This is a genomic window from Caulobacter sp. P4_E5 (genome assembly GCF_056401555.1).
In genome coordinates this window covers 16245-28554 of sequence record NZ_JBFUJD010000001.1, presented here as the reverse complement: position 1 = coordinate 28554, position 12310 = coordinate 16245, and the positions used below count along the sequence as shown (strand labels likewise).

The 12310-nt window shown below is 67.3% G+C and carries 14 protein-coding genes; 3 read left to right on the top strand and 11 right to left on the bottom strand.

The annotated features are described in order from the left end of the window. Window positions 1-44 precede the first annotated feature (44 nt). From AC1DSO_RS00150 to era, 4 genes are read right to left on the bottom strand one after another with little or no spacing between them, the layout of a single operon-like run. Window positions 45-1631, bottom strand: coding sequence for an alkaline phosphatase D family protein (locus tag AC1DSO_RS00150; protein WP_477066893.1), 1587 nt, complete (start codon window positions 1629-1631; stop codon window positions 45-47). A gap of 54 nt (window positions 1632-1685) precedes the next feature. Continuing rightward, a complete protein-coding gene (recO, locus tag AC1DSO_RS00145; RefSeq protein ID WP_477066975.1) occupies window positions 1686-2417 on the bottom strand; it encodes a DNA repair protein RecO in 732 nt (243 codons plus the stop codon). Between the two features lie 2 nt (window positions 2418-2419). Continuing rightward, window positions 2420-3271 carry an arylamine N-acetyltransferase family protein gene (locus AC1DSO_RS00140; protein ID WP_477066892.1) on the bottom strand — a complete coding sequence of 284 codons (852 nt, stop codon included), beginning with the start codon at window positions 3269-3271 and terminating at the stop codon, window positions 2420-2422. After that, window positions 3264-4214, bottom strand: coding sequence for a GTPase Era (gene era / locus AC1DSO_RS00135; RefSeq protein WP_477066891.1), 951 nt, complete (start codon window positions 4212-4214; stop codon window positions 3264-3266). The genes AC1DSO_RS00140 and era overlap by 8 nt, the downstream gene beginning before the upstream one ends. Window positions 4215-4369: 155 nt before the next feature. Between era and AC1DSO_RS00130 the strand changes: the two genes are divergently transcribed. After that, window positions 4370-5227, top strand: coding sequence for a class I SAM-dependent methyltransferase (locus AC1DSO_RS00130; protein ID WP_477066890.1), 858 nt, complete (start codon window positions 4370-4372; stop codon window positions 5225-5227). Window positions 5228-5231: 4 nt separating this feature from the next. Here the strand turns inward: AC1DSO_RS00130 and rnc are convergent, their stop codons facing one another. The 5 genes from rnc to pyrE form a co-directional block, all read right to left on the bottom strand. Further along, entirely contained in the window at window positions 5232-5927 is a 696-nt protein-coding gene (rnc, locus tag AC1DSO_RS00125; RefSeq protein ID WP_477066889.1) for a ribonuclease III, read from the bottom strand. Window positions 5928-5936: 9 nt separating this feature from the next. Further along, window positions 5937-6782: a signal peptidase I gene (lepB, locus tag AC1DSO_RS00120; RefSeq protein WP_477066888.1), complete on the bottom strand. Its 846-nt coding sequence runs from the start codon at window positions 6780-6782 to the stop codon at window positions 5937-5939. A 102-nt stretch (window positions 6783-6884) separates the two neighbouring features. Then, window positions 6885-7325, bottom strand: coding sequence for a holo-ACP synthase (acpS, locus tag AC1DSO_RS00115; protein WP_477066887.1), 441 nt, complete (start codon window positions 7323-7325; stop codon window positions 6885-6887). Beyond that, complete coding sequence (locus tag AC1DSO_RS00110; RefSeq protein ID WP_477066886.1) at window positions 7322-8077, bottom strand: pyridoxine 5'-phosphate synthase; 756 nt, start codon at window positions 8075-8077, stop codon at window positions 7322-7324. The genes acpS and AC1DSO_RS00110 overlap by 4 nt, the downstream gene beginning before the upstream one ends. A 3-nt stretch (window positions 8078-8080) precedes the next feature. After that, entirely contained in the window at window positions 8081-8665 is a 585-nt protein-coding gene (pyrE, locus tag AC1DSO_RS00105; RefSeq protein ID WP_056052385.1) for an orotate phosphoribosyltransferase, read from the bottom strand. Window positions 8666-8757: 92 nt separating this feature from the next. On the opposite strand from pyrE, the gene AC1DSO_RS00100 reads away from it, so the two are divergent. Together AC1DSO_RS00100 and AC1DSO_RS00095 are read left to right on the top strand one after the other, a co-directional pair. Further along, a complete protein-coding gene (locus AC1DSO_RS00100; protein WP_477066974.1) occupies window positions 8758-9168 on the top strand; it encodes an NUDIX hydrolase in 411 nt (136 codons plus the stop codon). Window positions 9169-9225: 57 nt separating this feature from the next. Beyond that, window positions 9226-9573, top strand: a complete 348-nt coding sequence (locus AC1DSO_RS00095) for a hypothetical protein (RefSeq protein WP_477066885.1) — start codon at window positions 9226-9228, stop codon at window positions 9571-9573. Between the two features lie 11 nt (window positions 9574-9584). Here AC1DSO_RS00095 and AC1DSO_RS00090 read toward each other — a convergent pair whose 3' ends face one another. Both AC1DSO_RS00090 and rpoZ read right to left on the bottom strand, forming a co-directional pair. Continuing rightward, window positions 9585-11735: a RelA/SpoT family protein gene (locus tag AC1DSO_RS00090; protein WP_477066973.1), complete on the bottom strand. Its 2151-nt coding sequence runs from the start codon at window positions 11733-11735 to the stop codon at window positions 9585-9587. A 155-nt stretch (window positions 11736-11890) separates the two neighbouring features. Further along, window positions 11891-12250 (bottom strand): DNA-directed RNA polymerase subunit omega, encoded by a 360-nt coding sequence (gene rpoZ, locus AC1DSO_RS00085; protein WP_047413437.1) that lies wholly within the window; start codon window positions 12248-12250, stop codon window positions 11891-11893. Window positions 12251-12310 lie beyond the last annotated feature (60 nt).

Sequence of the window (12310 nt, the reverse complement as noted above, 5' to 3'; positions counted from 1 at the left end):
CCGGGTCACGACCCTAGCAGAAATCCCCCCGACGATTCGACCGGTTAGGCCTGAACGATCCCCGGTTTTCCGGCCTCCAGCGCCCATTTCGCGCGGGTCGACAGCTTGCCGTCGCGCCGGGTGACCGCGTCCAGCACCTTGAACTCGGTGACGAAGGTCTTGGGCGTCACGTCGCAGATCGCATAGCCGCGCTGGTTGTTGTTGAACTTCAGGATCGGATTGGCCGCCTGGATCTTCTTGAAGTCGTCGCGCTGGTCGACGCCGTCGCCGCCCGAGGTGATCGAGGTGATCACGAACTCCGAGGCGATCGGCGCGCCCTCGTGCTTGGCGCCGTCGACATAGAGCTCGCCGGCGAAGTTCTGGTGCTCGTCGCCGGTCAGGACGACGACGTTGCCGACCTTGGCGTCCTTGATCTTCTGGAGGAGACGGCCGCGCGGGATGCGGTAGCCGGCCCAGCTGTCCGGATTGACCACCACGCCGGGGCCCGGATCACGGTCCAGGTCCATCATCATGACCTGCTGGGCGATGACGTTCCAGGTCGCCTTGGATCCGGTCAGGCCGTCCATCAGCCACTTTTCCTGGACCTGGCCGACCACCTCGGCCTTGGGCGAGACGACGGCGTCGCACCAGGTCTGCTTGTCGTTGCACGGCTGGTCCGTGCGGAACTGGCGGGTGTCCAGCAGGTTGAGATTCAGGAGCTGGCCGTAGGCCGCGCGGCGATAGATCTGCAAGCTAGTCCCGACCGGGAAGCTCGACGCCCGCAGCGGCATGTTCTCGTAATAGGCCTGGACGGCGGCCTGGCGGCGCAGGTTGAAGATCTTCGGGTCAGTGCCGTCCTGATCGATGTCGCCGACCCAGTTGTTGTCGGTCTCGTGGTCGTCCCAGACCACGAACCAGGGCGCGGCGGCGTGGGCGGCCTGCAGGTCGGCGTCCATCTTGTACTGGGCGTAGCGGCGACGGTAGTCATCGAGGCTGTAGATCTCGCCGCCGAAGTGCTGGCGGACGTTCTCCACTGGGCCGCTGGACGTGTTCGAGACCCGCGCGCCGCGGCCTTCGTAGATGTAGTCGCCGTAGCAGAACACGAAGTCCGGATTGTCTTCGGCCAGCCGGCGATAGGCCGTGTAGTAGCCGCCTTCGTAGCTCTGGCAGCCGGCGACGGCGAACCGGACGCGATCCAAGGTCGCGCCCAAAGCGGGCGTCGTGCGAGCTCGCCCAGTCAGGCTGCGCTCCTTGCCGACGGTGAAGCGATACCAGTAGTCGCGGCCGGGCTGTAGGCCGGCGACCTCCACATGGACGGCGTGACCCAGCTCCGGCGGCGCAATCGTCGTCCCCTTGGCGACGATGTTGCGMATGTTGGGAGCGTCGGAGACTTCCCAATCGACCGCCACCGGGGCCATCGGCATGCCGTAGCCAATCTCGAACGGCTCGGGGGCCAGGCGGGTCCAGATCACGAAGCCGTCCGGCGATGGATCGCCCGAGGCCACGCCCAGCTGGAAGGGATAGGTCCTGAACACCGCCTGGGCCAGGGCCTTGCCGCTGTCCAGCGGGATCGACAGCGCGGTGACGGCGGAGGCGCCGAAGACGGTCAGCAGCCGGCGGCGGCTGAAGGCGTAACGGTCGAGGACGGACATGGCTGAACTCCGGCGGAACGGGAGTCCGCCGATAGCTCGGCTTTGTGACGGTTCTTAAAGCCGCCCGGCTTCGGTCAGGCGATCCAGCAGCCAGATCCGCGCCGGCGGCAACGGCTTGTTCAGCGGGCCGAACACGAACTGCTCGAGGAAGTGACCGGTGATGTCGAGCCCCGCCTTCACGTCGCCGTCGGCCAAGCCGCCTTGCGAGGACAGCATGAACGGCGGCAGCGGCAGCAGCTTGTCGTGATACGGCCGCCCAGCGTCGCGGCTCACGGCCCGGCCCGTGCGCGGACTGACATAGACGAGGTCGTCGAAGCTCCCCGTGGCCGCGCATTTGGAGAGGTCCAGACCAAAGCCCAGCTCCTGCAACAGGCCCGCCTCGTAGCGAACATAGACGGCCGGCCAGATGTCGGGAATCTCCAGAACCCGGATCAAGGCCTCCAGAGCGTGGAAGGCGCCAGGATGGGCTTCGCGCTCCGGCAGAGCCGCGGCCGCCACGGCGGCGGCGGCCGACAGGCCGGCCAGCGCCAAGCGGTCGTCGAACAGCGACGAAGGCCCCTCGCCCATCGGCTCCAGGGTGGCCGCGCCCATCTGCTCGGAGACCCGGGCGCGATAACGGGCGATGACCCGCGCGCCCGGTTGCAGGAAAGGCTTCATCCGCCGCGAGGCCGCGCCGGCCACGTGAGCGACGAACTTGCCGCGATCCTGGGTCAACAGCTCGACGATCGCGCCCGTCTCGCCATGCGAGCGGGCCGAGAGGACGTAGGCTTCGTCCTCCCACTCCATGCTCAAGCGGGCGTACCCCAGGCCACGACCTTCTCCAGCACGGGCTTCCAGTCGGCTTCGACCGGCAGGCCGATCACGTCGCGCAGGGTCGCTTCCAGCTCGCTCACCGACAGGTCGCGTAGCTCGACCACCGCGCCGGTGAGGTCGCGGTGGGTGAAGCGGTTGTTCTTCAGGGCGTAGCGCGCGGTCGGCGTCGTGCGCCCCACCGTCATGCTCCAGGTGAAGTGCGAGCTGGGGTGGGTGTAGGTGAAGTAGTTGGCCTGCTCGTAGTCGATCTCGGCCCAGCCGCCCTTCGAGACCTGGTACAGCGGCGCCCAGCGGCCCGAGAGATCGGCCTGGACCTGGCGCTCGGCCACACCGTTCGTCTCCGTGTCCACGATGCGGAACTTGCCGTTCGGCGTGTCCTGAACCGCATCGGAGAACAGGCGCAGCGGGGCTGTCAGCACGCAGCCGCCGAAGCCGGCGTCGACCAACCAGGTCTCGCCGTCCAGCTGCACGCCCAACACCTGATGCGAGCGCGGACGCGGCGGGGCGCCTTCGGGGACCATCCATTGAACACGGGCCATCAGGCCCTCGACCTGGAAGCCCAAGGTTTGCAGCACGCGCTTCAGCAGGCCGTTCTGTTCGTAGCAGTAGCCGCCCCGCCCGGCGCCGATCAGCTTGGCGTCGATGTCGGACGGCGCGAGGCTGATCCCACGGCCGAGCAGGACGTCCAGGTTCTCGAACGGAATGGCGTCCGGATGCTTCTGAGCGATGGCGCGCAGAGTCGCCATCGTGGGGTCCCGAGGGCCGTCGTAGCCGATGCGCTTGAAGTAGGCGTCCAGATCAACGACGGCCGCAGGAGCATCAAACATCGAAATCCAATCCGATATCGGAGAAGAGACCCCGCTCTTCGGCCCAGTTCTCCTTGACCTTCACGTGAAGGAACAGGTGGACCTTACGATCGAGGATCTCGCACAGCTCCTCACGTGAGGCTTGGCCGATCCATTTCAAGGTCTGGCCGCCCTTGCCGATCACGATGATGCGCTGGCCTTCGCGCTCGACCAGGATGGTCTGCTCAATCCGAACGCTGCCGTCCTTGCGCTCCTCGAAGGCCGTGGTCTCGACCATGGCGGCGTAGGGCAGCTCTTCGTGGACGCGCAGATAGACCTTCTCGCGGGTGATTTCGGCGGCGAGCAGGCGGGCCGGCAGGTCGGCGGTCTGGTCTTCCGGATAGAGCCAGGGCCCTTCCGGCATCATCGAGACCAGCTTGGCGGTCAGGTCCTCGACGCCCGCGCCGGTCGAGGCGCTGATCATGAAGACGTCCGTATAGGCGCCGGTGTCGAAGAAGTCCTTGGCGACCGACAGCAGGGTGTCACGCTTGACGCCGTCGATCTTGTTCAGCGCCAGGATGACCTGGCGATTGGCGGCCTTCAGGCCCTCGATGATGGTTTGAACGTCCTGGGCCGAGCGGTACTCGCCGGGCGTGGCCTTGTCGGCGCGGCTGGCCAGCTCGGCCTGGACGTCGACCAGGTGGACGGTGGCCTCGGCGTCTTCGGAACCGGCCCAGGCCGCGCGGACCATGGCGCGGTCCAGGCGGCGGCGCGGGCTGAAGATCCCGGGCGTGTCGACGAGCACGATCTGAGTGTCGCCCTCCATGGCGACGCCGCGCACGGGAAAGCGGGTGGTCTGGACCTTCTGGGTCACGATCGAGACCTTGGCCCCGACCATGCGGTTGACCAGGGTGGATTTGCCGGCGTTCGGCGCGCCGATGATCGCCGCGAAACCGGCGCGAGTTTGGGAGGTGGTGTCAGTCATTGCGCGTGCGTGTAGCACCGATGGGGGTTCGGGGGTAGCGAGGCGCAGCGCGGGCGGCATGGAGACAGGACGCGATTGCTCCGAGGCTCGACCATACCTATAGATTTCAACGAAAGGTGGAGTGCATGAGGCGCTCCCGTGTAGCGTAGAGTTCCATGGCGCCCATTATTTTCCGGCGAGCGGCCAGCCTGCTTCCCCCCGCCGTTCGACGCGCCGCCTCGGGAGCCTATCTCGATCTGGTCAGCCTTCCAGCGCGCATCACCAACCCCGATCGCCGGCAGGATCCGTGGCAGATGATCCACAATGTCGGCGGCGGCGATTTCGCGACCGCGGGCCGACATAACCTCGACCTCTTGAAGACGTACGCGGGATTGACGACGTCGAGCAGCATTCTGGACATCGGCTGCGGCACCGGCCGCATGGCGGCGCCGCTGGTGGACTTTCTCGATCCGGACGCCGGTTACGTCGGTTTCGACATTTCACGATCGGCGATCGAAACCTGCAACCGTCATATCGGCTCCAAGCGCGCTGACTTCAGGTTCGTCCACGTCGATGTCCGTAATCGCGAGTACCGCTCGTCCGGCGCCATCGAGGAGACCGAGCTCTCGTTTCCCGTCGCGGACAACCAGATCGACGTCGCCTTGGCCACTTCGGTGTTCAGCCACATGACGCTGGACTCGATCGGGCACTATCTGGCGGAGACGCACCGGGTGTTGAAGCCAGGCGGCCGGTTCATGTTCACCGCCTTCGCCCTCACCGACGAACGCGTGACCGACATCCAGGCGGGTCGAGCGGCCCTGGACTTCAAGCCCTGGCAGGGCGGATCGATGGTGATCGATCCCAAATCCCCGGAACGGGCGATCGCACACCGCCTCGAGGCCTTGGAGGCGGCGGTGAGCACCGCCGGCCTGCAGCTGCCCGACGGCGTGCGCTACGGCGGCTGGTTGCCGCCGACGGCCTATTCGGGGGGGCAGGACCTTTTCGTCGCCGTAAAGCCCGCCTCTCAGGCTTAGGGCCCTACTCCGCCCCTTCGCGCTCCAGCAACGCCTTGGCGGCGGCCTTCTCGGCCTCCTGGCGGGACTTGCCCTTGGCGATGGCGGGGTCGACGCCCTTCACGGCCACCTCGACGGTGAAGACCGGCGCGTGGTCGGGGCCGGCGCGGTCGAGCACGCGATAGGTCGGCAGCGGCCGGCCCTGGCCCTGCGCCCATTCCTGCAGCGCGGTCTTGGAATCGCGCGGACGCCCCTCGCCCGCCTTTTCGAACTCGTCGGCCCATAGCGCGAGAAACACGCGACGCGCCGTGTCGAGGCCGCCATCGTGATAGAGCGCGGCCATCAGGGCCTCGGTGGCGCCGGCCAGGATCGATTCCGTTTCGCGGCCGCCGATCTTGCTGGACGAGGCCGAGAGGCGCAGGGCCGGGCCCAGCTCGGCCGCCTTGGCGACACGGGCGCAGGTCTCGCGGCTGACCAGGGCGTTGAGGCGCGGCGCAAGCTCGCCTTCCTTGGCCTTGGGGAACCGCTGGGCCAGGGCCTCGGCGGCCAGCAGGCCGAGGACGCGGTCGCCGATGAACTCCAGCACCTCGTTGTCGCGGACCTTCTTGGCCCCGTCCCCGACGCTGGCGTGCGTCAGGGCGCGTTCCAGCAGCTCGCGGTCGTTGAACCGATGACCGATCCGGCGCTCCAGGTCGCCGACGGCGGCGACCCGTCTATCCATTGCTCTGGATCACTTCAGCACGTGGAAGAAGCGGCTGGGACGCGCGTTCAGGAACCACGTCCACGGCTTGAACAGGCTGGCCTCGGCATTCCACGACAGCAGGATGATCTGGGCGCGGCCGACCAGGTTCTCGGCGGGCACGAAGCCGACGCCGACCTCGTCGCCGATATATTGGTCCAGCTCGTAGTCCCACTTGCAGGCGCTCTCGCGGAACGGCGAGACGCCCGGATCGAAGCGGCTGTCGGCCGAGTTGTCGCGGTTGTCGCCCATGAAGAAGTAGCAACCGGCTGGCACGGTATAGACGCCGGTGTTGTCGCCGCGGCTGTCGGGGCCAAAGTCCTGGGTGTTGTACTGGCGGCCTTCCGGATTGGTCTCCTGGAAGCGCTGGACCTGCTGGGTGAAGCCGTAGCCGGTGTCGACCAAGGCCGGAGCTTGCTCCTTGCGCGGCAAGGCCTTGCCGTTGATGTAGACCTGACCGCCGCGAACCTGGACCTTGTCACCGGGCAGACCGATCAGGCGCTTGATGTAGTCCGTGCGGTTGTCGCGCGGCAGCTTGAACACGATGATATCGCCGCGCCGGGGAGCGTGACCCAAGATCCGGCCCTTGATGATCGGCGGGCTGAACGGGATCGAGTGTCGGCTCCAGCCGTAGCTGAACTTCGACACGATGATGTAGTCGCCCTGATACAGGTTCGGCTCCATCGAGGCCGACGGGATCGTGAAGGGCTGGAACAGCAGGACGCGCAGCACCAGGGCGATGCCCAGGGCGTAGGCGACGGTCTTGATGATCTCGATGAACTCGGCGACGACGCCCTTCTCTTCGGGCGGCGTGAGGTCGTCGGCGGCGTCGGTCATGCGGGCGCGGGGCTCTGTATTGGCTTGGTCGAGAGACCTTGTCTGGCCTTGCTAGACGGGCCGAGGGTCCGGAGCAAGTCGGAGCGAGGCCCTAGCTTGCGCTCATGGCCGGACAATGGCGCCGCTTTCGTCCGTGGCGGGTATGGCGGCGGGCAGCGCCTCGATGATCACGAAGGCCTGGGCGTAAGGGTGGTCGTCGGTCAGGGACAGGTGGATCACCGCCTCCATGCCTTCGGGGGTCATCGCCTTGAGGCGCTCCAGCGCGCCGCCGGTCAGGGCCATGGTCGGCTTGCCCGACGGCAGATTGACCACGCCCATGCCGGCCAGATGCACGCCACGCTTCAACCCGGTGCCCAGCGCCTTGGAACAGGCCTCCTTGGCCGCGAAACGCTTGGCGTAGCTGGACGCGCGGTCTGGCTTGCGCTCGGACCGCTTTCGCTCGATCTCGGTGAAGACCTTGTTGGTGAAACGGTGGCCGAACCGTTCGAGGGACTTCTCGATCCGGCGGATGTCGCACAGGTCCGAGCCGATCCCGACGATCACGCCGCGTTCTCCAGCCTGGCCGCGTCCATCAGAACGCGCATCCTTTGGATCGCCTGAGGCAACCCGACGAAGATCGCCTCGCCGATCAGAAAGTGGCCGATGTTCAGCTCGGCGATCTGCGGAATGGCGGCGATCGGCTTGACGGTGGCGTAGTCGATGCCGTGGCCGGCGTGGACCTCGAGGCCAAGATCGGCGGCCAAGGCCGCGCCGGCCTTCAGGCGTTTCAGGATCGCTTCGGCTCGCGCGGTCTCACCCGCCCTCGCAGCGTCGCAATAGGCGCCGGTGTGCAGCTCGACGACCTGGGCGCCGGCCGCGACCGAGGCGCGGATCTGGGCGGGGTCGGCCTCGATGAACAGCGAGACCCTGGCGCCGACGGTCCGCAGGCGCGCCGTGGCTTCGGTGATGCGGTTATGGCCCTTCACGACGTCGAGGCCGCCCTCGGTGGTGACCTCCTCGCGGCGCTCGGGCACCAGGCAGGCGGCGTGCGGCTTGGCGCCAAGCGCGATGCCGACCATCTCGTCGGTCACGGCCATCTCGAAGTTCAGCGGCTTGCCGCGCTTGTGGCAGAGGTCGGTCAGGACGGCGATGTCAGCGTCGCTGATATGGCGGCGATCCTCGCGCAGGTGAGCGGTGATGCCGTCGGCGCCGGCGGCCAGGGCCAGTTCGGCCGCACGTACGGGCTCGGGATAGGAGGAGCCGCGCGCGTTCCGGATCGTCGCCACGTGGTCGATGTTGACGCCCAGACGCAGCATGGCTCAGCCTTTCAGACGACGAGAACCCGGATCCTCGATCGGGATCGCGGCCAGCTCCGGCGGCAGGGCGTCGGCGGGATAGGCCGGCACTTCCAGGCTGCACAGCGAGATCAGCGGCACGCCGACATCGACCTTGCCGCCCGAGCGGTCGACGATGCAGGCCGCGGCCACGACGTCGCCGCCGGCGGCCTTGATCGCCTCGATGCACTCGCGCGACGACAGGCCGGTGGTGACGATGTCCTCGACCATCACGACCTTCTGCCCCGGCTCCAGGTGGAAGCCGCGGCGGAACTTGAAGCCGCCGCCCTCGCGCTCGACATAGATCGACGGCACGTTCAGGTGACGGGCGGTCTCGTAGCCGGGGATGATGCCGCCGACGGCAGGCGATACGGCCACGTCAACCTGACCGACCTGGGCGATGATCTTCTCAGCCAAGGCCTTGCAGAGCCGCTCGCAGCGCTCGGGGCGCATGAACACCAGGTTCTTCTGCAGGAAGACCGGGCTGTGCAGGCCGGAGGACAGCACGAAGTGGCCTTCGCGCAAGGCGCCGGCGGCGCGGAATTCGTCGAGGACGTCATCGTTGGTCATGAGCGCTGGATATAGAGCAGGAGCCTGAGTCTTCAAACGGCGGCTTGCCTCCAAAGGTCGTTTCGGGCTTTACCGCGCCCATGACCGGACAGATCCCCGAAACCACGCAAAGGCCTCGCGTCGGCTGCGGCGCGGCCATTCTCGACGACCAGGGTCGGCTGCTGCTGGTCAAGCGCGTCAAGAACCCCGAGGCGGATCACTGGGGCGTGCCCGGCGGCAAGCTTGACTGGGGCGAGGCGGCGCGGACCTGCGCCGAGCGCGAGATCGCCGAGGAGCTCGGGATCGTCATCCAGGCGGGTCGCGTCCTGGCGGTCACCGACATGGTCGCGCCGGACTATCACTGGGTAGCCATCACCTACGCCGTTGACGCCTTCTCCGGCGAGCCGTCGATCCAGGAAGATCACGCCCTGCACGAGTGGGGCTGGTTCGCATTGGACGCCCTGCCCTCGCCGCTGACGGCCTCGACGCAGGACGCCGTGGCCGCGTTGCAAGCGAGGCCCTAGGAGCCTCGGCGGCTCCGGCCCGTTTCCTGATCACTGGAAGTGAGAAGGAGGCCAGCAATGCCCCACCAGAATACGCAATCGTCCCACGCGACGGCTCAGAACAGCGTCACCGGCCAGACGCCCGGCAATGGTCGCGCCGCGGAAGAGCAGCGCTCGGTTCGACCGGAACCCCGCTCTTATGCGGCCCCCGACGTCGCCGACTCCACCCTGGCCGCGCCGGCGGCGGGCGAGATGGCCGACTACGCCGATGAGGGTGACGCCTTGGGCATGGACGATGTCCAGCAGGGCGGCAACCACACCCGCCGGCCGGTCCGCACCGAAGCGAAGGGGAGCCAGGGGCCAAAGACCCTCCGGGCGAACCGCAGGATGGTGAAGTCAGGGTCGCCGGACCAGGGAACCCATTAGGCGAACACCGCCTAGCCGCGCGTCCGGTCCACCGTTTCGACCGACGGGCAGGCCCGCAGGGCGGCCGAGATGTTGGTCAGGTGCTTGGCGTCGCGGACCTCGACATCGATATCGGTGTCGAAGAAATCGCTCTGCCGGTGGTGCATGCGCAGATTGACGATGTTGCCGCCGGCCTCGCCGATGATCGTGCAGACCTGGCCCAGCACGCCGGGCGCGTTCTGGATCGTGGCGTGCAGGCGGGTCAGCGAGATCGTCTGGCGCTCGGCTTCGGGCGTCCAGTTCAGGTCGCGCCACAGCTCCTCGCGGTCCTCGAACTCGGCCAGGCGCGGGCAGTCGATCGTGTGGACGTCCAGCCCCTCCCCGTCCTCGCGCAGGATGCCGACGATGCGATCGCCCGGCACGGGGCTGCAGCAGTGGGCGAAGTGCAGCGACACGCCCGGCGTCAGTCCGCCGCCGCGCACATACAGCGTCGCGCCCTTGCCGCCCTCGATCTTGCGGCGCGCCGTGGCGGCCTCGCGATCGGCGTCCTTCATGCCCGGATAGGCGGTCTCCAGCACCTGGCTAGGCGAGATGCGACCACGGCCGACGGCGTCATACAGCGCCTCGTCGGCGTCCAGGGCGAAGCGCTCGAGGATCGGCCGCAGCGACACGTCCTTCAGCTTCTTGCCGGCGCGTTCGAAGACCTGCTCCAGCAGCGCCTTGCCCAGGCGCAGGAACTCTTCCTTCTCGGCCTGGCGGATGTGGCGGCGGATGGCCGAGCGCGCTCGGCCCGTGACCGTCAGCGAACGCCAGTCCGGCGGCACCACCGGCTTGGAGCCGCGCACCACCTCGACCACGTCGCCATTGACCAGCACCGTACGCAACGGCTTCAGCTCGCCATTGACCTTCACGCCGATACAGGTGTCACCGACATCGGTGTGGACGGCATAGGCGAAGTCCAGCGGCATCGCGCCCCGCGGCAGGCTGACCAGCTTGCCCTTGGGGGTGAAGACGAACACCTGGTCGAGGAACATCTCGAGCTTGGCGTGTTCGACCAGTTCCTCGGAGTCGCCGCCGTGCTCCAGCACCTGGACCAGCTGGCGCAGGTTGGCCAGCGGGTCGCGGCCGCCGGCCGCCTCCATGCCTTCGAGATCCAGGCCGTAGGAGGCGTCCTTGTAGCGGAAGTGGGCGGCGACGCCCTCTTCGTTGACGCGGTCCATGGACTCGGTGCGGATCTGCATCTCGATGCGCATGCCGCGCGGCCCCACGACGGTGGTGTGCAGCGAACGGTAGTTGTTCCGCTTCGGCGTCGAGATGTAATCCTTGAAGCGGTCGGGGACACTGGACCAGGCCCGGTGCACGACGCCCAGGGCGCGATAGCAGTCCTCTTCGCTGTCGACGATCACGCGGAAGGCGTAGATGTCCGACATCTGCGAGAAGCCGATCGATTTGCGCTGCAGCTTGCGCCAGATCGAATAGGGCGACTTCTCGCGGCCGAAGACCCGGGCCGGCAGGTTGGAGGTCTCCAGACGGGCCGCGATCTCCTGGCTGACCATCGCCACCGCCCCGCCCTGCTCTTCGCGCAGCGAGTCCAGACGGCGCATGATCGCGTCGCGGGCCACGGGATTGGTGTGCTGGAAGGACAGCTCCTCCAGCTCGACGCAGATCCTGTGGCAGCCGATATTGCGGGCCAGCGGCGCGTAGATGTCGCGCGTCTCGCGGGCGATCCGCTCGCGCTTGGCCTGGTTTTTGATGAAGTGCAGCGTCCGCATGTTGTGCAGACGGTCGGCCAGCTTCACGAGCAGGACGCGGACGTCCTTGGAGATGGCCAGGATGAATTTGCGCAGGTTCTCGGCCTGGCGCATGTGCTCGGCCTGCAGCTCGAGCTTGCTGAGTTTGGTGACGCCTTCGACTAACTCGCCGATCTCGTCGCCAAACAGCTTGGCGATCTCTTCCTTGGTGACCGGGGTGTCCTCGATCACGTCGTGCAGCAGGGCCGTGACGATGGTCGCGGTGTCCAGCCGATACTCGGTGAGGATGCCCGCCACCTCGATCGGGTGGGCGTAGTAGGGGTCGCCGCTGGCGCGCGTCTGGCTGCCGTGCATCCGCATGGCGTAGACATAGGCGCGGTTCAGCAGCGCCTCGTCGGCGGTCGGGTCGTAGGCGTGAACCCGTTCGATCAGTTCGTATTGGCGGAGAAACTTGCGCGGTTTGACCGCGGGAGTCTCGACGGCGGGAGCCGGAGACGAAGACGCGCCCGATTCGACATCGGGCGCGCGTTCAGGCGTAGCGGTGTTTGGAGCCGCTTCTAGGATCAGAGGGTCTGCGCCTTCGGGGCTCAGTACCGCTCCTCCTGACCACCATCGCGGTCGCTCTGCAGCGCGCGAACCAGTTCCAGTTCGCTCATCTGCATGTGGCTCGGATCAGCCAGCAGGGCCAGGGTCTCGGCCTCTTCCTCGGCTTCGGTGTGCTCATCGACGCGCTGCAGCGTGCTGATGAGGTGTTCCTTCAGGGCCTCGTGGTCGATCACGTCGTCGGCGATCTCACGCAGGGCGACGACGGGGTTCTTGTCGTTGTCGCGATCGACCATCAGGGCCGCACCGGCTGAGATGCCGCGAGCGCGATGCGCCGACAGCAGGACCAGCGAGAAACGGTTCGGAACCTTCTCGACGCAATCTTCGACGGTGACGCGGGCCATGAGTTCCTCGGGCTGCCGATTAGCAAACGCAAAATAGGCTTCCGTGCGGCGACACGCAAC